At 67.9% G+C, this 19,781-nt stretch carries 18 protein-coding genes; 2 read left to right on the plus strand and 16 right to left on the minus strand.

Features of this window, described 5'->3' with window-relative positions:
- Nucleotides 1–68: 68 nt before the first annotated feature.
- The 6 genes from IG194_RS09580 to IG194_RS09605 all read right to left on the minus strand — a co-directional run bounded on the left by IG194_RS09580 (nt 69) and on the right by IG194_RS09605 (nt 8,372).
- Nucleotides 69–1,718 carry a GMC family oxidoreductase gene (locus tag IG194_RS09580; RefSeq protein WP_058487550.1) on the minus strand — a complete coding sequence of 550 codons (1,650 nt, stop codon included), beginning with the start codon at nt 1,716–1,718 and terminating at the stop codon, nt 69–71.
- A gap of 53 nt (nt 1,719–1,771) precedes the next feature.
- A complete protein-coding gene (locus IG194_RS09585; RefSeq protein WP_058487551.1) occupies nt 1,772–2,989 on the minus strand; it encodes a mandelate racemase/muconate lactonizing enzyme family protein in 1,218 nt (405 codons plus the stop codon).
- A complete protein-coding gene (locus IG194_RS09590) occupies nt 2,986–4,284 on the minus strand; it encodes an MFS transporter (RefSeq protein ID WP_281444135.1) in 1,299 nt (432 codons plus the stop codon). Before IG194_RS09590 ends, IG194_RS09585 begins: the two co-directional genes overlap by 4 nt.
- An 88-nt stretch (nt 4,285–4,372) precedes the next feature.
- Complete coding sequence (gene aldA / locus IG194_RS09595; protein ID WP_058487553.1) at nt 4,373–5,797, minus strand: aldehyde dehydrogenase; 1,425 nt, start codon at nt 5,795–5,797, stop codon at nt 4,373–4,375.
- Nucleotides 5,798–6,009: 212 nt separating this feature from the next.
- Nucleotides 6,010–6,954 carry a LysR substrate-binding domain-containing protein gene (locus IG194_RS09600; RefSeq protein WP_058487554.1) on the minus strand — a complete coding sequence of 315 codons (945 nt, stop codon included), beginning with the start codon at nt 6,952–6,954 and terminating at the stop codon, nt 6,010–6,012.
- Between the two features lie 236 nt (nt 6,955–7,190).
- Nucleotides 7,191–8,372 carry a hypothetical protein gene (locus tag IG194_RS09605; RefSeq protein ID WP_051879288.1) on the minus strand — a complete coding sequence of 394 codons (1,182 nt, stop codon included), beginning with the start codon at nt 8,370–8,372 and terminating at the stop codon, nt 7,191–7,193.
- A 233-nt stretch (nt 8,373–8,605) separates the two neighbouring features.
- Between IG194_RS09605 and IG194_RS09610 the strand changes: the two genes are divergently transcribed.
- Together IG194_RS09610 and IG194_RS09615 are read left to right on the plus strand one after the other, a co-directional pair.
- Nucleotides 8,606–9,481 carry a LysR substrate-binding domain-containing protein gene (locus IG194_RS09610; protein ID WP_009615764.1) on the plus strand — a complete coding sequence of 292 codons (876 nt, stop codon included), beginning with the start codon at nt 8,606–8,608 and terminating at the stop codon, nt 9,479–9,481.
- Nucleotides 9,482–9,655: 174 nt separating this feature from the next.
- Entirely contained in the window at nt 9,656–9,916 is a 261-nt protein-coding gene (locus IG194_RS09615; protein WP_009615762.1) for a hypothetical protein, read from the plus strand.
- Nucleotides 9,917–10,089: 173 nt separating this feature from the next.
- Here IG194_RS09615 and IG194_RS09620 read toward each other — a convergent pair whose 3' ends face one another.
- From IG194_RS09620 to IG194_RS09665, 10 genes are all read right to left on the minus strand, one after another.
- Entirely contained in the window at nt 10,090–10,632 is a 543-nt protein-coding gene (locus IG194_RS09620) for a GNAT family N-acetyltransferase (protein ID WP_024128431.1), read from the minus strand.
- Between the two features lie 22 nt (nt 10,633–10,654).
- Nucleotides 10,655–11,107: a hypothetical protein gene (locus tag IG194_RS09625; RefSeq protein ID WP_009615760.1), complete on the minus strand. Its 453-nt coding sequence runs from the start codon at nt 11,105–11,107 to the stop codon at nt 10,655–10,657.
- Between the two features lie 158 nt (nt 11,108–11,265).
- Nucleotides 11,266–12,627, minus strand: coding sequence for an MFS transporter (locus tag IG194_RS09630; protein ID WP_058487555.1), 1,362 nt, complete (start codon nt 12,625–12,627; stop codon nt 11,266–11,268).
- Nucleotides 12,628–12,745: 118 nt separating this feature from the next.
- Nucleotides 12,746–14,185 (minus strand): NAD-dependent succinate-semialdehyde dehydrogenase, encoded by a 1,440-nt coding sequence (locus IG194_RS09635; RefSeq protein WP_058487556.1) that lies wholly within the window; start codon nt 14,183–14,185, stop codon nt 12,746–12,748.
- Nucleotides 14,182–15,216, minus strand: a complete 1,035-nt coding sequence (locus tag IG194_RS09640) for an aldo/keto reductase (RefSeq protein ID WP_058487557.1) — start codon at nt 15,214–15,216, stop codon at nt 14,182–14,184. The genes IG194_RS09635 and IG194_RS09640 overlap by 4 nt, the downstream gene beginning before the upstream one ends.
- 10 nt (nt 15,217–15,226) lie before the next feature.
- Nucleotides 15,227–15,739 carry a formaldehyde-activating enzyme gene (gene fae, locus IG194_RS09645; protein ID WP_009615752.1) on the minus strand — a complete coding sequence of 171 codons (513 nt, stop codon included), beginning with the start codon at nt 15,737–15,739 and terminating at the stop codon, nt 15,227–15,229.
- A gap of 275 nt (nt 15,740–16,014) precedes the next feature.
- Nucleotides 16,015–16,614 carry a DUF2846 domain-containing protein gene (locus tag IG194_RS09650; RefSeq protein ID WP_058070332.1) on the minus strand — a complete coding sequence of 200 codons (600 nt, stop codon included), beginning with the start codon at nt 16,612–16,614 and terminating at the stop codon, nt 16,015–16,017.
- An 85-nt stretch (nt 16,615–16,699) separates the two neighbouring features.
- Nucleotides 16,700–17,977: an acyltransferase family protein gene (locus IG194_RS09655; protein ID WP_058070333.1), complete on the minus strand. Its 1,278-nt coding sequence runs from the start codon at nt 17,975–17,977 to the stop codon at nt 16,700–16,702.
- A gap of 45 nt (nt 17,978–18,022) precedes the next feature.
- Nucleotides 18,023–19,102 (minus strand): phospholipase D-like domain-containing protein, encoded by a 1,080-nt coding sequence (locus tag IG194_RS09660; protein ID WP_099049138.1) that lies wholly within the window; start codon nt 19,100–19,102, stop codon nt 18,023–18,025.
- A 74-nt stretch (nt 19,103–19,176) separates the two neighbouring features.
- Entirely contained in the window at nt 19,177–19,752 is a 576-nt protein-coding gene (locus IG194_RS09665) for a YceI family protein (protein WP_058487559.1), read from the minus strand.
- Nucleotides 19,753–19,781: the final 29 nt, after the last annotated feature.

A 19,781-nucleotide genomic window follows, 5' to 3' on the forward strand; every position in this document is an offset into this window, starting at 1 on the left:
CGGCCATGGGTGGCCGGGCATGCCAGACAGGTTAGCCACTCCCCGCCGCGGCGGGTAATAGGCCGCTACTACACCGCCAGGCGCTGCGGCACTTCGGCCCGGACCTGGCGGGCATCCTCCAGGATCAGCTCGGCGCCCTTCTCCGCCACCATCATCACCGCCGCGTTGGTGTTGCCGGAGGTGACGTTGGGGAAGATCGACGCATCCACCACGCGCAGGCCCTCGATGCCGTGCACCCGCAGGCGCTTGTCGACCACGCTGGACTGCGGGTCGGCACCCATGGCGCAGCTGCCGCACAGGTGGTAGATGGAGCCGCAGTTCTCGCGGAAGTACTGCAGCATGGCCTCGTCGGACTGCACCGCCGGGCCTGGCAGCATTTCCTCCACGGTCACCGCCTTGAGCGCCGGGGCGTTCATGATCCTGCGGATCAGCCGGCTGCCCTGGATGGCCTCGTCGATGTCCTTCTGCGTGCTCAGGTAGTTGGGGTCGATCAGCGCCGCGTCGGCCGGGTTCTTCGAGGCGATGCGCACTTCGCCGCGGCTGGTCGGGCGGCATGGGTTGAAGCACAGCAGGAAGCCCGAGTACGGCTCCGGCTTGAGGCTGGCCTTGCTGCTCTTGGGAATCTGGTAGGACAGCGGGTTGAAGTACAGCTGCAGGTTCGGATGCGCCTGCTCGTCGTCGCTGCGGAAGAAACCGCCGCTCTGGTTGACGCTCATCGACAGCGGGCCCTTGCGGGTGAACAGGTACTCCAGGCCCAGCTTCGCCTGGCCCAGCAGCGAGCCGAAGTCGTCGTTGAGGGTGCGCACGTTGGCCTTGTAGTAGTAGCTGACGCACAGGTGGTCCTGGAGGTTCTTGCCCACCGCCGGCAGGTGCAGCACTTCCGGGATGTGATGCTGGCGCAGCAGCTCGCGGTCGGCCACGCCGGAGAGTTGCAGCAGCTTCGGCGAGTCCACCGCGCCGGCTGCCAGTATCACTTCGCGGCGCGCGCGGAATTCGCGCTGCACGCCATGCTGGCTGAGGCTCACGCCGACGGCGCGCCTGTTCTCGTCGAACAGCACGCGCTCCACCTGGGCGTGGCGCTCGATGTTCAGGTTCGGCCGGCCCAGCGCCGGGTGCAGGTAGGCGAAGCTGCTGGAGCAGCGCTGGCCGTCGCGGGTGTTGACGTCGTAGATGCCGGCGCCTTCGAAGTGCGCGCCGTTGAAGTCCTCGCTGCGTGGGTAGCCGAGTTCCTCGCAGCCCTTGAGGAAGGCGTCGCAGATCGGGTGGGTGTGGCCCTTCATCGGGCTGATGCGGATCGGCCCGCTGCCGCCGTGGTACTCGCTGTCGCCCAGCGGGTGCGATTCCAGCTTGCGGAAGTACGGCAGCACCTCCTTGAACGACCAGCCGTCGTTGCCGTTGGCCGCCCAGTCGTCGAAGTCGTGGGCCTGGCCGCGCACGTAGATCATCGCGTTGATCGAGCCGGAGCCGCCCTGCACCTTGCCGCGCGGCGCATACAGCTGGCGGCCGGCGAGCTGCTGCTGCGGCTGGCTGTAGTACATCCAGTTGAAGGTCGGGTTGTAGTAGAGCTTGGCGAAGCCCACCGGCACCTTGAACCAGGGCGAGGAATCCTTGCCGCCGGCCTCCAGCAGCAGGACGTTGTATTCGCCGGACTCGCTCAGGCGGCTGGCCAGGATGCAGCCGGCCGAGCCGGCGCCGACGATGATGTAGTCGTAAGTCATGAATCTCGTACCGCAAGTAAGGGGGCCCGCGCCGGCCGGCGCGGGCGCGGGTGTCAGCCCTTGGCCGGGGCGTTGTCCTTGACGTCGACCGGGTCCGGGCCCATCTGCAGGTGCAGGCGCTCGCCGGTGTAGGGGGAATGCCGGCACACCACGTCCATGTCCAGCTCCACGCCCAGGCCGGGCTCGCTGGAGGGGATGATGTAGCCGTCTTCCCAGTGCAGCGGTTTCTTGAGGATTTCCGCGTGGAAGCCGTCCCAGGTGCCGATGCTTTCCTGGATCAGGAAGTTCGGCGTGCAGGTCGCCAGCTGGAAGCTGGCCGCCGCGCCGATCGGGCCGTTGTACAGGTGCGGGGCGATCTGCGCGTAGAAGGCTTCGGCCATGGAGGCGATCTTCTTGCCTTCGAGCAGGCCGCCGCAGCGCCCCACGTTCATCTGCAGGATCGACGCGCCGCCGGCCTGCAGCAGGCGGAAGAACTCGTACTTGGTGGTCAGCCGCTCGCCGGTAGCGATGGGGATGCTGGTCTTGGCCGCGACCTGGCCCATGGCCTCTTCCTGGCCCGGCGGGATGGGTTCCTCGAACCACAGCGGGTCGTACTTCTCCAGGCGCCTGGCCAGGCGGATGGCCGAGGACGGCACCATCTGCCCGTGGGTGCCGAACAGCAGGTCGCACTTGCTGCCCACCGCTTCGCGGATCTTGCGGCAGAAGGTCTCGCAGCGCTCCAGCACCTCCAGCGACAGCTGGTGGCCGGAGAACGCGGTGTAGGGCCCGGCCGGGTCGAACTTCAGCGCGCTGAAGCCGAGGTTCATGTTGTGCACCGCGCATTCGGCGGCCAGGTCCGGGTCGGAGTAGTCGTACTCGCCCCGGGCGTTCTTCGGGTACAGGTAGGTGTAGGAACGCAGGCGCTCGTGGACCTTGCCGCCGAGCAGCTCGTACACCGGCTTGTTCGCCGCCTTGCCGACGATGTCCCAGCAGGCCATCTCCAGGCCGCTGACCACGCCCATCATGGTCAGGTCGGGGCGCTGGGTGAAGCCGCTGGAATAGGCGCGGCGGAAGAAGCGCTCGATGTGGTGCGGGTCCTGGTCCAGCAGGTAGCGCTGGAACACGTCCTCGATCACCGGGACCATCGCCCTGGGGTGGAAGGTGGCGGCGTAGATTTCGCCGACGCCCTCGATGCCGCAGTCGGTCTTGAGGGTCACGAACAGCCAGTACATGCCGCCGATGTGCGGCGGCGGGACGGCGACCACGTGGGTCTGCAGGGAGACGACTTTCATGCTTGGCGCGCTCTCTTGTCGATGCGTTTCTTCAGGATCAGGGTGGCGACCACGCCCAGCAGGCCCACCGCCACGACGTAGGAGAAGTAGATCTGGTAGCCGACGAAGCCGGGGAAGCGGTCGGTGATCCAGCCGTTGAGCAGCGGCAGGAAGACGTCCGGCGAATAGCCGACCAGGGAAATGATGCCGATGGCCAGGCCGGTGACGCGCAGGGGGATGTGGCAGTCGTCGAGGATGGCCCAGTACAGGCCGCGGATGGCGTAGGTCATCAGGCCGATGAAGATCACCAGGAACACCAGCACACTCAGCACGTGCAGGCTCGGCAGCAGCACCAGGCCGAGCATGCCCAGGGCCGAGAGCAGCATGGCCCAGGTCAGCACCCCGGTCTTGGAGAAGCGGTCGCCCAGCCAGCCGCCGCCGATGCCGCCGACCGGGCGCATCCACAGCTTGATGGTGGTGATCAGCCCGGCCATGGTCGCGCTGAGGCCGAAGCCGCCTTCCTGCAGGTAGGCCGAGAAGCTGTAGGTGGCCCAGAAGAAGTGGTAGCCGCAGAACACGATGGCGGTCACCAGCCACAGCTCGGGGATGCGCGCCAGGGTGCGCAGGTCTTCCAGCAGGTTGCCCTTGCCCGAGGCGGCGCGCTCGCCCTGCGCGCCTTGCGGGTCGCGCAGCATCATCAGCACCACGCCGAGGACGATGCAGCAGGCGGCATAGAGGTGGATGACCAGTTGCAGGCCCTCGGCGTTGCGCTCGCCGCGGGTTTCGGTGACGTAGGCGAACAGCGCGATGGCCACGGTGGCCAGCAGCGCCTCCACCAGCCCGCGGCCGCCGTCGAGTACTCCGAAGAAGCGGCCCTGCTCGGCCTCGCCGGCGAGCATGTTCACCCGCTTGATCAGCGAGGCCCAGAAGGTCAGCCCGGTGGTGATGCCGAAGCCGCAGAAGATCGCCAGCAGCGCCTGGAAGCCGGGCAACTGCGCGTACCACAGGCCCAGCACGCCGGTGCCCAGCAGCGAGAAGCTGATCAGGTAGCGCGGCGCGATGCGGTCGGCCAGCCAGCCGCTGGGCAGGTAGCTGACCAGGAAGGCGCTGCCGAGGATGGAATACAGGTAGCCCAGCTCGCTGTTGCCGATGGCCAGGGCCTCGAGCATGGTGCTCTGGTACACCTGGCGCAGATAGAGCATGGGGTAGATGGCGCCGGCGGCGAGCACCAGCAACGCCAGTTGCAGGTAGCGCGACAGGTTGGCGCTGGACGGAACGGCCATGGGCATGGCCTCTGCACTTATTGTTTTTTTCATCATGCGTCTCGTGGCCGGCGCTGGCACCGGCGGGTTGTCGGAAAAGCGCGGCGCGCGCCGGGCGCAGGCAGGCGCCCGGCGCGGCTCGTCAGTACTTCAGGACCACCAGGCGGGTCTGGGTGAACTCCAGCATCCCGTGCTTGCCGTCGTCGCCGCCCAGGCCCGAGCGCTTCCAGCCGGCGTGGAAGCCCTGGTAGGGGTCGGCGGGGGTGCGGTTGACGTACAGCTCGCCGGCCTCGATGGCGTTGGCCACCTTCATCGCCGTGCGGTAGTTCTCGCTGTAGAGCACCGAGGACAGGCCGAACTGGTGGTCGTTGGCCATGGCCAGGGCTTCGTCGAGGCTCTCGTAGCGCAGCACCGGCAGCACCGGGCCGAAGATTTCCTCCTGGACGATCTCCATGTCCTGGCGGCAGTTGCTCAGCAGGGTCGCCGGGTAGAAGTGGCCCGGCCCTTCCGGCAGCACGCCGCCGCATTCCAGCCGGGCACCTTCGGCCAGGGCGCGTTGCACCTTGGCATGGATTTCCTGGCGCGAACGCTCGTTGACCAGCGGGCCCATGCGGCTCGGGTCCTCGCCGCGGTCGCCGCTGCGCACCGCGGCGAGCTTGTCGCGCAGCAGGGCGAGGAAGCGGTCGTGCACGCTGGCCTGCACGTACACGCGCTCGATGGCGGTGCACAGCTGGCCGCAGTGGGTGGTCTTGGAGGCGGCGATGGCGCTGGCCGCCTGCTCCAGGTCGGCGTCGGCCTCGATGATCGCCGGGGTCTTGCCGCCCAGCTCCAGCGACGGCTTGGCGATGTTCGCCTTGCAGTAGTCGAGCACGGTGCGCCCGGCGCCGACGCTGCCGGTCAGGGTGATCATGCCCACCGCCGGGTGCTGGCAGAGCGTGGCGGCGACCTCGTGGACCATGGTCAGCACGTTGAACACGCCGGCCGGCAGCTCGGCCTCGGCGGCGGCGCGGGCGACCTCGAAGGCCGAGGTCGGGGTGTTGTTGCTCGGCCGCACCACCACCGTGTTGCCGGTGATCAGCGCCGGGGCGACCTTGCGCAGCAGGGTGTAGACCGGGTAGTTGAAGGGGATCAGGCAGGCCACCACGCCGATCGGCTCGCGTTGCAGCAGGATGGTTTCGTCGCGGGAGTCGCTGGGGATCACCTCGCCCTCGATGCGCCGCGCCCACTCGGCGTGGTAGCGGGTGATCTGCGCGGCGTAGACCGCCTCGTTGGTGGCGTCCTGCAGGCTCTTGCCGGACTCGCGGGCCAGCGCCTCGCCGATGCGTGCGGCGTTGCGCTCGATGGCCTCGGCGAAACGCCGCAGGTATTCGCCGCGCTCGATGGCCGGCAGCCTGGCCCAGTCGCGCTGGGCGCGTTGCGCGGCTTCCACGGCCTGGCGCACCTCGGCCTCGCTGGCGGCCGGCACCTCGGCGATGCAGGCCCCGGTGGCCGGGTCGGACACGGCGATGCGGGCGGCCACGGAGCCGTCGCGGAAACGGCCGTCGATGAAGTTCTGGTCAGTACGCATGGGCATTCCTGTGGTTCAAGCAGCGCGGTGGCGGAGGAACGACAGGAGCGACGCGGGGCGGGCGCTAGGCCGCGCCGGCAGGCGGGTGCGGGCAGGCATGGGAAACACTCTTGTCGTTCTTGGATGGCCAAGTTTCGACAGGCGCGGCAGGTCGGACAAACGATTAATAATGCCGGGCAACCTGCGTTTTCCGCATGTTACCCGGCGGCGTTTCAGCGCGGGCTGACGATGTGCGCGGCGCTGTCCAGGCTGCGCTCGGCCAGGCGCACCTCTTCCAGCAGCCAGTCGCGGAAGCGCTCCACGTGCTCCGGCAGTTCCTGCCCCGGGCGGCTCACCCACCAGTAGGACTGGTGGCCGTCCACCTGTACGTCGAGCAGTTGCACCAACTGCCCGGCCACCAGCTCGCGGGCCACCATCTGGCGGTCGGCCATGGTCACGCCCAGGCCGTCGATGGCGGCGCGGATGGCCATGTCCAGCAGGTCGAACTCGTAGCCGCCCTCCAGGTCGACGCCCTGGATCTTCGCCGCATCCAGCCAGTGGCGCCAGGTCAGGTAGCGCTGGTCGTCGCGGGCCAGCACGTGCAGCAGGGTCATGCCATTGAGCGGCATCCCCTGCTCCGTTTCCTCGCGCTGCGCCAGCAGGCTCGGCGCGCATACGGCGATGTGCTTCTCGTGCATCAGCAGCGAGCTGTCCAGGCCCTCCCACTCGCCGTTGCCGAAGCGGATGGCGCAGTCCAGGGTGCCGGTCTCGGCCAGGCTGTCCTGCAGGTGCGTGGTGAGGGTCACCTCCAGCCCCGGATGGGCCTCGCGCAGGCGCCCCAGGCGCGGCAGCAGCCAGCGGCTGGCGAAGGTCGGCGGGGCGTTCAGGCGCAGGCGGTTGAGGTGCTGGCGCTGCTGGATGCCGCGCACCGTCAGCTCGATGCGGTCGAACGACTGCTGCAGCGCGCGCAGCAGCATGCGCCCGGCGTCGGTCAGTTGCAGGTGGTGGTGGCGGCGCTGCAGCAGCGGCTCGCCGAGCTGCTCCTCCAACTGGCGCACCTGGCGGCTGACCGCGCTCTGGGTGACGTTGAGCAGTTCGGCGGCGCGGGTGAAGCTGCCGGTGCTGCCGGCCACCTCGAACGCCTTGAGTGCATTGAGCGCCGGGATCTTGCGCTTCATCGCTGGCCCTCCCCTCGCGCCCCCGTTGGACGCGGCATGCGCATTGGAGTATGGCAGCGGCCGCGGAGTCACCGCGGCCGCAAGGGCTCCTCACTCAAAACCTGTTTACGACCTCGCGAGCTAGAGCAGAACAAGGCGAAGACAGGCGAGGAAGCGGAGTTTAGGCCGCTAAATGAGCATTCCTCGCCTGTCTTCAACGCAGTTATGCCGACGCGCAGCAGGTCGTAGACAGGTTTTCAGAAGTAATAACCGACGTTGGCGTACAGCTGGTTCTCCCAGTGGTCGGTGCCACCCTGGGCCAGGCTGTCGGTGTAGCTGCTGCCGCCGATGTAGGGGTCGTTGCGGCCGTTGAGCCATTCCACGGCGATGTAGAAGGAACGCACTGAGAACGAGGTGCCGAGGATGAAGCGCTCGGAGGCGTCGAAGCCGCTGGCCGACTTGTCGAAGCGGCTGTAGTTGCCGTACACCTTCAGGCCGCTCACCCAGCCGCCGACGAAGGTGCCGGGGAAGCTGTAGCTGAGGTCGCCGACGTAGAGGTTGCCGCGGCTGGCGACGTTGAAGGTGCCGTCGTAGCCGCCGAAGCTGACCACCTCGTCGCTGCCCGGGTTGCGCGGCGACATCTGCTGGCGCCCGGCCTGCAGCTGCACGCCCCAGGGGCCGTTCTGCCCCAGGTAGTGCAGGGCGTAGGCGTTGCGCCGGCCGGCGTCGTGGGTGTCCTTGTTCTCCAGGCGCGAAGTCAGGGCCGACACGCCCACCTCGGACTTCCAGTCGCCCAGCTGCAGCGAGCGCGCCAGGCGCGCGACCACGATCTGCCGTTCCTGGTTGCGGGTGCCCTCGGGCACGTAGTCGTCGGCCGAGGTCACCACGGTGGAGTAGGTGCTGCCGTTGCTGGTGCCGCGCCCCGGCCAGGCCGGGCGGCCGTACAGGCCCGCCTGCAGGTTCCAGTCGCCCTGCTGCTGGATGTACTTGGCGCCCACCGCCGAGACGTCCTCCAGGCCCACCACGTTGCCGAGGGTCTCGTAGAAGGTGCTGCCGAAGAACGGCTGCAGGCCGAAGGGAATCTGGTTGAGGCCGACCTGCACTTGGCGCTCGGCGTCGAAGCGGTAGCCGACCCAGGCGTACTCGGCGAAGGCGACGTCGCCGATGTGATCGGTGTACTGGTAGGGGTACTGCTTGCCGTAGAAGCGGTAGCGCGCCGCGCCTATCCAGCTGTCGGAGGTATAGGTGGCGCGCAGCATCAGGGTGTCGAAGCCGGCCTTGTCGATGTCGCGGTCCGGGTCGTGGTCGAAGCGCGCGCGGATGGCGCCGCCGACGTCGAGTTCGTCCGTCACCGGCACCGCCAGGGCGGCGGCGCTGCAAGTCAGCAGGACGGGAAACAGCAGGTGCGCACAGCGGCGCGGCAGGGGAAATCTGGCCACAATGAAAAGCCTCGGCGAAGTTCTTGTCGTTATTCGGCGCACCGGCGCGGACACTCCCCCCACACCTTGTGCGCGGCCGAAACTAGCCCCTGGCGCGAGCCGCGCACAAACGACTAAATCGCCGGGCGAACCGGAGAAAAACGCATGTTTGCAGGACCGGCCCCGGCGCTAGAATCGGCGCACCACGACCAGCCCGCGCGCGCCACCCCGCGCGCCCTTTCGGAAGCCGCCCCATGCGCAGCCTGCCGCCCCTGAACATGCTCCGGGTCTTCGAGGAAGTCGCCCACCACCGCAGCTTCAACCGCGCCGCCGAGGCGCTCAACGTCACCCAGGGCGCGGTCAGCCGGCAGATCAAGCAACTGGAGGACTACCTGGGCGTCAGCCTGTTCGTGCGCACGCCGCGCGGCCTGACCCTCACCGAGACCGGCAGCGCCCTGGCGCCGCACCTGGGCGAGGCCTTCGACCGCATCGAGCGCGCCCTGCAGGCGGTGCGCGTGCCCAACCTGCGCCAGCGCCTGCGCATCCTCGCACCGCCGACCTGGGGCACGCGCTGGCTGTCGCCGCGGCTGCGCAGCTTCCTCCAGCGCTACCCGGACATCAGCCTGAGCGTGACCAACGCCCAGGACGCGGACAACCCCGGCGAACTGGACTGCCGCATCCGCTTCGGCCTGGAGGCCGCCGCCCACTGCCACAGCCAGTTGCTGGTGATGGAACGGCACATCGCCGTGGCCAGCCCGGAGCTGTTCGACGGCGAACGCCCGCCGGAGCTGCACGCCCACCCGCTGCTGCACATCCTCCACGAAGGCAAGCGCCTGAAGGTCTGGGAGAACTGGCTGGAAGCCGTGGGCCGCAACGACGTCGACGCCGGCAGCGGCATCGAGTTCAGCACCCTCGACCAGGTCATCCACACTGCCCTGGCCGGCGGCGGCCTGGCGGTGATCGACCGGCAGATGATCGAACGCGAACTGGCCGCCGGCAGCCTGCTGCCGATCACCCCGGTGGAAGTGCTCGGCCCCTATGGCTACTGGCTGGACATCCCCGCCGACAAGCGCGGCCTGTCCAAGGTGCAGCGCTTCCAGGACTGGCTGGAACTGATGAGCAACCCCTAGCCGTTTTGAGGATTTGCCGACAGCTTCGCCCCTCGCGTGGAAATCTCCCCCGTCCGACTCGGAGGAATTGCACAGACCTTGCCGCTCCTCCCAAAGGCATGGCGGTCCAAGATCATGCGCTGGAGTCCGCCCCCGCTCACGGACGCCGGAAATCGCCACCGCAAGGACCCGATCATGTCTATCAAGCACACACTGAACCTGCTGGACGAGCGACTGCTGAAGGAGTTGCTCGACGCAGCCCAGGAAGCCCTGAACGATACCGCCACCGCCAAGCGCGTCGCCCACGTACTGGGCGTGGAACCCGCGCGGGTCCACGCCCTGGCCAACGTCGCCCTGGGCCTATCGCAGGCGGACGACGAACGCGCCCACGACGTCGGCACCCTGCGCCAGCTGGACGACCTCACCCGGCGCATCCGCGGGCTGATGAGCCCCTAAGGCCACGCGGCCGTCTCCCGGTGCCTAGCAGCCCTGGAGGGCACCCTCGGCGTGGCCCTCTTCGACCAGGCGCCTGGAGCAGGACATCCCCCGACCGTAGGGCGCATAACGCGAAGCGTTATCCGCCGTTGCCGGATGGCACCTCCAGAACAGCCTGAGGTGCCTAGCGGTATCTACTTACGGATGCCGGTAGCTGGGGGCCGCCCGCTCGAATCCTGATGGGCAAGCTCTTCAAAAAGAGGCGCTGTCGGATACACCAGGCGTAACCGGTCCATATCGGAAGATTCGAAACCCAGCGACTTGTAGTACCTTGCCGCCGCCTCATCCTTGGCGTCGACTGCCAGGAAAGCGATACCGGCATGCTTCGACATTGCATAGAGGCGGCGAAATACATCAGCGAGTAGTCGTTGCCCCAACCCCTGCCGTTGGCACGACCTATCCACTGCCAGACGACTCAGCAGCACTGCCGGAAGCGGATAGCGCGGGAGCCGTTTCCGCTCCTGCTCGGCCACGTCCTCGAGGCGAACCGACGTACTCGCCAGCGTGTAGTACCCGAGGAGCGTTCGCTCCCTTCCCAGCGCCAGGAATGTCCTGGACAGATGGCGCTTCTGATCCTGGGAGGCGTATTTGACGATGTAGTCGTTGAGGTCTGGAGAGACGCAGTCAAACGTCCTGCGGTTCACCGACTTGTCGAAGTCGACAGTGATGAAATCCATTCATTCTTCTTAGCGCCAGCAGTCAGCGCAGCGAGAGGATCTTCTTCAAGGCCTTGTTAGCCTTCGGTGGGTTCTCCAGCATGTCCAGTGCCCGTCGGACATTCAGAACCGTCTCACCACAAGCTGCGAATCGATCGGTATCCCGTGACGCATCCCTCGCCTGGAGCGATGCCACGTGCATCGGCTCATGACCTCTCACCGCTTCGGACAAGGCGCTCGCAATCCGACTGCTGCTGTATTGGAAACTCCGCATGGCATGATTGTATGGCTCGATATGTTCCGCCACGATTTCCGGGCTTTTCATGTCCGCGGCACGAATGATGGCGGCATAGAGATTCTTCTGCTCTTCCTCGTCGTCCAGATGGACATGCAGGTAGCGTCCGGTCTCTTCAGGATCGGTAACAGGCACTTCAATGGGAACAGCTCCGGGCTGGATAGCCTTTCTTTCCTTCCCTGTCTTCGCTTTTGCAGTCATGAGCACCTCGTGCAGTGCTCAATTATTGCACAAGCTCATACAGCGCATGCATCCCCGCTCCATGTCCGAAACGTCCCGATCGGGAATGGGAGAAAAGCCATTTCGCCTCCCAACCTGAACAGGGAGCCCCTTCACCGCAGGCTCCCTGACACGGCCGGCTAGAGTACTGCCATCACCTTCGCCGCCGGCTGCGCCGGCCCCGCCTCGCCTTCGCCCCTGCCGGCGTCGGTCAGCGTCAGGTACTTGGTCTCCGGCGCCCAGGCCATGGAGATCAGCGCGCCGAACAGGAGGATGCCGGCGAGGATGGCCATGGTCGGGTTGAGGCCGATGCCGGCCACGCTGACCGGCAGCAGGAAGGTGCTCAGCGCCGAGCCCAGGCGGCTGGCGGCGGTGGCCAGGCCGATGCCGCCGGCGCGCACCTCGGTGGGGAAGCTTTCCGCCGGGTAGACGCCGACCAGGTTGCTCACCGCCGAGAGCACCAGGGTGAACAGGCCGAAGGTCGCCACCATCAGCCAGGCCAGGCTGCCGGGCAGCAGCACCAGCAGGAAGAGCGCGGCGGAGAGGATCAGGAAGGAGCCGATGAGGAAGCCGCGGCGGGTGAATTTAACCGTGCACCAGATGCCCAGCAGGGCGCCCACCACCAGCAGCGCGTTGAGCAGCATCTCGGTGCCGAAACCCTCGGCCAGGCCCATCTTCTGCAGGATCGACGGCAGGAAGGTGTAGATGGCGAAGTACGGCATGACGATGCAGATGAAGAACAGGCAGTTGAACGCGGTGCGCTTGCGGTACTGCGCGCTGAACAGCTGGCGGAAGCCGCCCTTGTGCTCCTCGGCGATCTCGTCGTCGAGCACCACGTGCGCGCCCAGGTGCTTGCGCACTATGGCCCGCGCTTCTTCCACACGGCCCTTGTGCACCAGCCAGCGCGGCGATTCCGGGGTGCCGATGCGGGCGATCAGGATCATGGCGGCGGGGATCGCCGAGGATGCCAGCATCCAGCGCCAGGCGTCGTCGCCCAGGCCGAGCATGGCGGTGCCGACGAAGGTGGCGGCGACGTAGCCGAAGGTCCAGATCACGCTGAAGGAGCCCAGCAGCACGCCGCGGTGCTTCTTCGGCGAGAACTCGGCGAGCATGGCGTGGCCGACGCTGAAGTCGCCGCCCAGGCCGATGCCGATCAGCACCCGGCAGAGGAACAGTTGCAGCGCCGTCTCGGCGAAGAACTGCAGCAGCGAGGCCAGGGTGATCAGCACGAAGCTGATGAGGAAGATTTTCTGCCGCCCCAGGTGGTCGGAAATCCAGCCGAAGAACAGGCTGCCGAAGAACAGGCCGAGCAGCGCCGAGCTGCCGATCAGGCCCTGCCAGAAGGGGTCGAGGTTCAGTTGCGGGTTGATCAGGGTGAAGGCGATACCGATCAGCCCGAGGATGTAGCCGTCGGTGAAGTGGGCGCCGAAGGTGAGGCCGGCGATCTTGATGTGGAACCTGCCGATGGGCAGGTCATCGATTCTGACTGTGTTACCCGACATGATCGTCTCCGAGTTTTTTCTTGTTGTCTGAACGGAAGGATGACCGCCGCACCGGTCGGGGCGGCGGCGGTTGGCGGAACTCCTTAGCGGCGTGGCCGCGGCTGCATGCGGGGCGGCGTCAGTCGGACAGGCCGCCGAGCAGCAGGTACTTGATCTCCAGGTAGTCGTCGAGGCCGTATTTGGAGCCCTCGCGGCCCAGGCCGGATTCCTTGATGCCGCCGAAGGGCGCCACCTCGGTGGAGATGATCCCTTCGTTGATGCCGACCATGCCCGCCTCCAGGCCCTCGGCCATGCGCCAGACGCGGCCGATGTCGCGGCTGTAGAAGTAGGCGGAGAGGCCGTAGGGCGTGTCGTTGGCCAGGCGCAGCGCCTCGGCCTCGTCGCGGAAGCGGAAGCAGGCGGCCACCGGACCGAAGGTTTCCTCGCCGGCAATGAGCATCCCGGCGTTCGCCTCGGCCAGCACCGTGGGCTCGTAGAAGGTGCCGCCCAGGGCATGACGCTGGCCGCCGCAGAGCAGCCGGGCGCCCTTCTCCAGGGCATCGCCGACGTGCTGCTCGACCTTGGCCAGGGCCGCTTCGTTGATCAGCGGGCCCTGCTCGGTGTCGCCTTCCAGGGCGTTGCCCACGCGCAGCGCGCGCACCGCTTCGGCGAGCTTGGCGGTGAAGGCTTCGTACACCTCGTCCTGCACGTAGAAGCGGTTGACGCACACGCAGGTCTGCCCGGTGTTGCGGAACTTCGAGGCCATGGCGCCGCGCACCGCGGCGTCCAGGTCGGCGTCGGCGAAGACGATGAAGGGCGCGTTGCCGCCCAGTTCCAGGGAGACCTTCTTCAGGGTGTCCGCGGCCTGGCGCATCAGCAGCTTGCCGGTGCGGGTGGAGCCGGTGAACGACAGCTTGCGCACCACGCCCGAGGCCTGCAGCGCGCCGCCGATGGCCGGGGCGTCGCCGGAGACGATGTTGAACACCCCGGCGGGGATGCCCGCCTGCTCGGCCAGCACGGCCAGGGCGAAGGCCGACAGCGGCGTCTCTTCCGAGGGCTTGAGGATCAGCGTGCAGCCCGCCGCCAGGGCCGGGCCGACCTTGCGGGTGACCATGGCCAGGGGGAAGTTCCACGGGGTGATGGCGGCCACCACGCCGATCGGCTGCTTGGTGACGACGATGCGCGCGTCGGTCTTGGGCGAGGGGATCACGTCGCCGTACACGCGCTTGGCTTCCTCGGCGAACCATTCGAGGAAGCTCGCGGCGTAAGCCACCTCGCCCTTCGCCTCGGCCAGCGGCTTGCCCTGCTCGCGGCTGAGCAGGCGCGCCAGTTCGTCCTGGCTGGCCAGCATCAGTTCGGCCCAGCGGCGCAGGCGCGCCGCGCGCTCCTTGGCCAGCAGAGCGCGCCAGGCCGGCAGGGCGCGCTCGGCGGCGGCGATGGCGGCGTTGGTTTCCTCGGCGCCGCCGCGCGGCACCTCAATGACCACCTCGCCGGTGGCCGGGTTGCGTACCGCGTAGGTCGGGCCGCCGCTGTGCCACTGTCCGTCGATGTAGTGGCCGGCTTTCAGCAGTGCGCTCATGCCACGGCCTCCGTCAGCGAAAAGGTCTCGCGCATCGGCCGGGCCACGCGGAGGATGCGCTTGCCGGCGGTGTAGTCGTTGATCAGGTCGCAGGGTGTGTAGTTGCGCTCCAGTTCGTAGAGTTCTTCCTCGTCCAGGCGCGTCTCCAGGGCGGCCAGGGCGCTGTCGAACTGCGCCGTGGTGTCGGCGCCGACCAGCATGCAGTCCACGCCGGGGTGATTGAGCACCCAGGCCTGGGCGACCTGCGCGTTGCTCACGCCGCGGCGCCGGGCCACGCGCTGCACCGAGCGGGCGATCTCGAAGGAGGCCTCGTCGGCGTACATCTGCTGGGTGAAGAAATCGGTCTGGTTGCGCGTGGATTGCGCATCGCCGGTCAGCAGGCCGCGGGCCAGCGGGCTGAACACCGAGACGCCGAGGCCCTGGTCGCGGCAGAAGGGGATCATCTCGCGTTCTTCCTCGCGGTAGGCGCAGTTGAGCTGCAGCTGCATGTTGATCGGCTTGACCCAGCCGTTGCGCTCGCAGGCCATGAGGATTTTCGCCAACTGCCCGGTGAGCATGGTGGACACGCCGATGTAGCGGGCCTTGCCGGCGCGGACGATGTCGTTCAGCGCGCCCATCGCCTCTTCCACCGGGGTGTTCAGGTCATAGAAATGCAGCATGTAGATGTCGACGTAGTCCATGCCCAGCCGGGCCAGGGAGGCGTCGATGCTGTCCAGGATGTGCTTGCGCGAATGGCCGCTGGCGTTGATGCCCTGGCGGGTGCCGTAGCCGACCTTGGTGGTGACCACGATGTCCTCGCGGCGCACCAGGCGCTTGAGGATGCGCCCCACCACTTCCTCGCCGACACCGGCGGAGTAGAAGTCGGCCAGGTCGATGAAGTTCACCCCGGCGTCCAGCGCGTGCTTCACGATCGGTTCGCTGCGCTGTTCGTCGAAGATCCACGGCTTCCAGTCCGGGGTGCCCATGTTCATGGTGCCCAGGCACAGCTTGGAGACCTGCAGGCCGGAGTTGCCGAGACGGATGTATTGCATGGCGGCGACCTCAGGCTTTGGGGGTGTAGAAGGGGTTGGCGATCTGCCCGACCACGTCGGCCAGCTGCGCGCGCTCGGGCTTGCAGGCCAGCGCCGCGCGGATGGCGGTGCGGCAGGCGTTGTAGTTGTTCAGGTAGACGGCATCCAGGTCGTCGCAGGCCGGGTTGACCCAGTTGGCGGTGACGATGGCCCACTCGTCCTCGGCTTCGGCCGGCAGGGTGCCGTCCAGCAGGGCCTCGGTGACGGCCTTGGCGATGCCGGCCTGGGACGCGCCCCAGGTGGCGTTGGCGTGCAGGTCGCCGCCGATCGGGGCCTTGTTCACGTAGAGGGTCATCGGCTTGACCGGGAGGTTCGGCTGGGCGATCACCATGAACGGGCAGTGGCCCTGGCTGGGCGAGGCCAGGCTGCCGGCGAAGGCCTGGCCGGCGGGGCCGTTGCGCGGGCCGAGCAGGATGTTGATGTGCGCGGCGTTGACGCCGGGGCCTTCGAAGCCTTCACCGATGTAGAGATCGAGCTGTTTCATGGGTACCTCGTGGGATCGTCAGGGCGAGCGGGGGCGCGGACCGCGAAGGTCCGGGCGCAGGGCTGCGGGGCAGCCGGGTTCAGTAGGCGGTTCGCGACGGGGTTGGAGGAGGAACGAGCGGGAAGCGGGAAAGCAGCGGGAGGAATGAAGGCATGGCGCAATCGCTCGTTGTTGTTGTCGGGAGCCGTTGCGCGATTTTTTAGCACCGGCCCGTTGCGGGCCGGTAAGCATAAAAACTCAAGGAGCTATGAGTTCAACTCATAACCTGGAGGGGTTCAGATGCCGACCTTGTCCAGGGCCTTGCCGACACCTTCCCAGAAGCGCCGTTGGCGCCGCACCTCGTAGCCGCTGGCGGCGATCTGCGCCGGTTCCTGGACCAGGCGGGTGCTGGCGATCTCGGGCTCGGCCAGGCGCGCTTCGATCAGTTGCAGCGGGCCGTCGCCCTCGCTGTGGCTGCGCTTGGCGGGCACGCGGTCCTCGTCGTAGCGCAGGTAGTAGACGCCGCCGGCCTTGGCTTCGAGCATGAAGCTGGAAATACGGGTGAAATCCAGCGGGCCGTCGGCGAAGAAGGTCCAGAAGCTGCCGAACAGCGGCCGGCGCATTTCCAGCTTGAAGCTGCCCGGTTCGAACTCCAGGGCCAGGTAGCCGTTGCTCGGCAGGCTGCCGATCAGCTCGTTGTTGAGGAACAGGCCGGGGGCTTCCAGTTCCTCGTCGGCCCACTGGTTCTGCGGGCGGTAGAGGTAGACCAGGGCATGCTGCGCGTCGCCGGGTCGCAGCGGCGCGAAAGCCTGGCCGTCGGTGGCGCCGAAGAAGGCGCCGGGGGAACTGCAACCGGCCAGCAGCAGGAGAACCAGGCCCAGCAGCGATCGCAACATGCGTCAGTCCCTTCTTGTGGTCATGCCGTGAGCATAACCAGCGCCGGCCGCCGGGCCACCCGCCGAAAGTCCGGGTGGCGGCGCCTCAGGGCAGCGTGGCCGGGCGCCTCTGCGCCGCCTGCGGTAACAGGTGACGCACCAGCCACTTCCGAGTGGGTACCACCAAGCGCTCCTGGAACAGCACGCAGCTGACCACCATGAACAGCAGGAACAGCGGGTACAGCCACAGCGACAGCTGCTGCTCGGTGGCCGCGGTGATGCAGTAGGCCCAGTCGGCCAGGCAGTCGCCCGGCGCGCGGATCAGCTTCTCGGCGCGGGAGAACAGGGTGAACAGCGGCACGTGCAGGGCGAACAGCGACAGCGAGGCCGCCCCCAGGCGCGGCGACCAGTGGCGGATCGCCGGGCTGTGCGGGTCGCGCGGCAAGGCGCTGATGTACACCAGCACCAACTGCGCCGGCAGCAGCAGGCCGTTGTGCAGCAGGAAGTACCAGTGCCGCGCGCCCTGGGTGTAGAGGTAGTCGGCGGCGAGGAAGTTGGCCACCACGAAGGCGCCCAGCGCCAGCACCGCGCCGGTGCCGGGCAGGCGGCCGCTGTCCTTGTGCTCGCGGAACAGGCCGTAGGCGAGGATGCCGCCGAGGAACTCCGGCAGGCGCAGGATCGGGTTGCGGTGCAGCAGGCCGGTCCAGGGCATGCCGTACTGCTGGTGCAGCGCCAGCAGCAGCGGCGGCACCAGGTACAGCAGCCACAGCGCCAGCAGCGCCCGCCGCTTGTTGCCGATGCGCATCAGCCGCGGCGCCAGCGCCGGGAAGCAGAGGTAGAAGAAGAACAGCGTGGACAGCGACCAGAGCGGCGCGTTGAAGGTCAGGTACAGCGGGTTCCAGGCCTGCAGCATGGTCAGCTGGAGGATGCTGTTGAGCAGCAGCTCGCGGTCGCTCATCCAGTGGCGGAACAGCTCCGGGTGGCTCTGGCCGAGGCGCTCGTGGGTGTCGTAGACCACGAAGCGCGGGGTGGCCTGGTCCAGGTCCGGGCCGATGCCCAACTGGCTGATCAGCAGCAGCACGCCGATGGTCAGCAGGATCGAGAAGATGTGGATCGGGTAGAGGTTGGAGAAGCGCTTGGTGAGGAAGCTGCGCGGGCTCTCGCGCAACTGGCCGTCGGTGACGTAGACGTGGGCCAGGAGGAAGCCGGAGAGCACGAAGAAGGTGCTGGTGGCGAAGAAGCCCAGGCTGGTCAGCTCGTCCAGCCCGCGGAACTTCTGCTCCGCCGGGTAGGCATGGAGGGTGTGGTAGACCACCACGTATATCCCGAGCAGGAAGCGCAACCACTCCAGCCCGATGAACCTTTCCTTGCCGCTCTTGTTCACGACCTTGCTCCCGTTCTCCCCGGGGTGCCTGCCCCGGCGGACTGCTCAACGGCGACGATCGAGGAAGTTCACCACCACCCGGTCGAGCCAGCCCCACAACCGCTGGTGCAGGCGCATCCACAGGGAGCGGCCGTGCCACAGCGTGAAATCGATCTCCCGGCTGGCGGCGAAGTCGGCGATCAGGCAATCGGCCACCGCCGCCGTGAAGTCGGCGTCCAGTATCTCGATATTGGCATCCAGATTGAACCGCAAGTTCCAATGATCGAAGTTGCACGAACCGACGCTCGTCCAATCGTCCACCAGCACCACCTTCATGTGCAGGAAGCGCGGCTGGTATTCGAAGATGCGGATGCCGGCGCGCAGCAGGCGCGGGTAATAGCGCTGCCCAGCATAGCGCACGGGGGCGTGGTCGGTGAGCCGGCCGGTCAGCAGCAGGCGCACCTCCACCCCGCGCCGCGCGGCCTTGCGCAGGGCCCGGCGGACCTTCCAGGTGGGCAGGAAATATGGCGTGGCCAGCCAGATGCGCTGCTGCGCGCCGTTCAGGCTGCGCACCAGCGACTGCAGGATGTCGCGGTGCTGACGGGCGTCGGCGTAGGCCACCCGGCCCAGGCCGCTACCGCCCACGGGCGTGGGCGGCAGGCGCGCCGGCGGCAGCATCTGCTGCGGGCGCCAGGCCTTGGCCTGCAGGCAGGCATGCCACTGGCGCTCGAACAGCACCAGCCAGTCGGCCAGCACCGGGCCCTGCATTTCCACCATCACCTCGTGCCAGGCGCTGGCGTTCTCCGGCACCGACCAGAACTCGTCGGTAGCGCCGGCGCCGCCGACGTAGCCAACATCCTGGTCCACCAGCAGCAGCTTGCGATGGTCGCGGAACAGGTTGCGCCAGCCGCCGCGCCAGCGCAGCGGGTTGTACAGGCGCAGCTCGCCGCCGGCCTCGCGCAGCCGGCGGCCCCAGGCGCTGCCCAGGCGCAGGGCGCCGAAGCCGTCGAACAGGCAGCGCACCGCCACGCCGCGGCGCAGGGCGTCGATCAGGGTTTCCAGCAGCAACTCGGAACAGGTGCCGCCCTCCACCAGGTACAGCTCCAGGTCCACCTGGCGCTGCGCCCGGGCGATGGCCGTGAGCATGCTCGGGAAGAAGTCCTCCCCGTCCACCAGCAGGGCGAAGCGGTTGCCGCTGCGCCAGGGGAAGACCGGCCCGCTCACCGCTGGGCGAAGATCAGCACGGCGCCCACCGGCACCGCCAGGTTGATGGTCTGCAGGCCGGCGAGCTTGCGCAGTTGCTCCACGCCCGGCGTCAGGCCGAAGTCGGCGGCGTCGAGGATCAGCGGCGACAGCGTCACCACCTGGAAGCGCCGTTCGTCCAGGCGCGTCACCAACACCTCGGCGCGGTAGGCGCGGCTGGCGCCGTGCAGGTCCAGGCGCAACGGCAGCGGCATTTCCAGCTGCGCGCCGTTGGCCAGGCCGAGGATCGGCCCCAGGTCCAGTTGCGCCTCCACGCTGGCCTCGGGGTAGCGTTCGGTCTCGAACAGCAGCTCGCGGATGCGCTCGTCGCGCAGCGGCACGCCGCTGAGCACCGAGTCCAGCTCGATGCGCAGGCTGGCCTTGCCGTGGTCGTCGACGCTGCCGTGCATGACCAGGAAGCGGTTGTTGTCGGCGCCGGCGGCGCCGCGGCCGGTGACGAAGTTCAGCCGCGAGGACTCGTAGTCGAGGTACCAGGCCGCCTGGGCGGAGGCGGCGAAGCAGGCCGCGAAGAGGAAGGCGAACAGCGAGCGCATGAAATCCCTTACATGGAAAACGGCTGGAT

Source organism: Pseudomonas sp. ADPe (assembly GCF_014843515.1).
Classification (GTDB): Bacteria; Pseudomonadota; Gammaproteobacteria; order Pseudomonadales; family Pseudomonadaceae; genus Pseudomonas; species Pseudomonas citronellolis.

Excerpts from the sequence above, each read along its gene's own strand:
- IG194_RS09580 (WP_058487550.1), bottom strand. The coding sequence starts at position 1,718 with ATGACTTACGACTACATCATCGTCGGCGCCGGCTCGGCCGGCTGCATC.
- IG194_RS09585 (WP_058487551.1), bottom strand. The coding sequence starts at position 2,989 with ATGAAAGTCGTCTCCCTGCAGACCCACGTGGTCGCCGTCCCGCCGCCG.
- IG194_RS09590 (WP_281444135.1), bottom strand. The coding sequence starts at position 4,284 with ATGAAAAAAACAATAAGTGCAGAGGCCATGCCCATGGCCGTTCCGTCC.
- aldA (WP_058487553.1), bottom strand. The coding sequence starts at position 5,797 with ATGCGTACTGACCAGAACTTCATCGACGGCCGTTTCCGCGACGGCTCC.
- IG194_RS09600 (WP_058487554.1), bottom strand. The coding sequence starts at position 6,954 with ATGAAGCGCAAGATCCCGGCGCTCAATGCACTCAAGGCGTTCGAGGTG.
- IG194_RS09610 (WP_009615764.1), top strand. The coding sequence starts at position 8,606 with ATGCGCAGCCTGCCGCCCCTGAACATGCTCCGGGTCTTCGAGGAAGTC.
- IG194_RS09615 (WP_009615762.1), top strand. The coding sequence starts at position 9,656 with ATGTCTATCAAGCACACACTGAACCTGCTGGACGAGCGACTGCTGAAG.
- IG194_RS09620 (WP_024128431.1), bottom strand. The coding sequence starts at position 10,632 with ATGGATTTCATCACTGTCGACTTCGACAAGTCGGTGAACCGCAGGACG.
- IG194_RS09625 (WP_009615760.1), bottom strand. The coding sequence starts at position 11,107 with ATGACTGCAAAAGCGAAGACAGGGAAGGAAAGAAAGGCTATCCAGCCC.
- IG194_RS09630 (WP_058487555.1), bottom strand. The coding sequence starts at position 12,627 with ATGTCGGGTAACACAGTCAGAATCGATGACCTGCCCATCGGCAGGTTC.
- IG194_RS09635 (WP_058487556.1), bottom strand. The coding sequence starts at position 14,185 with ATGAGCGCACTGCTGAAAGCCGGCCACTACATCGACGGACAGTGGCAC.
- IG194_RS09640 (WP_058487557.1), bottom strand. The coding sequence starts at position 15,216 with ATGCAATACATCCGTCTCGGCAACTCCGGCCTGCAGGTCTCCAAGCTG.
- fae (WP_009615752.1), bottom strand. The coding sequence starts at position 15,739 with ATGAAACAGCTCGATCTCTACATCGGTGAAGGCTTCGAAGGCCCCGGC.
- IG194_RS09650 (WP_058070332.1), bottom strand. The coding sequence starts at position 16,614 with ATGTTGCGATCGCTGCTGGGCCTGGTTCTCCTGCTGCTGGCCGGTTGC.
- IG194_RS09660 (WP_099049138.1), bottom strand. The coding sequence starts at position 19,102 with ATGCTCACGGCCATCGCCCGGGCGCAGCGCCAGGTGGACCTGGAGCTG.
- IG194_RS09665 (WP_058487559.1), bottom strand. The coding sequence starts at position 19,752 with ATGCGCTCGCTGTTCGCCTTCCTCTTCGCGGCCTGCTTCGCCGCCTCC.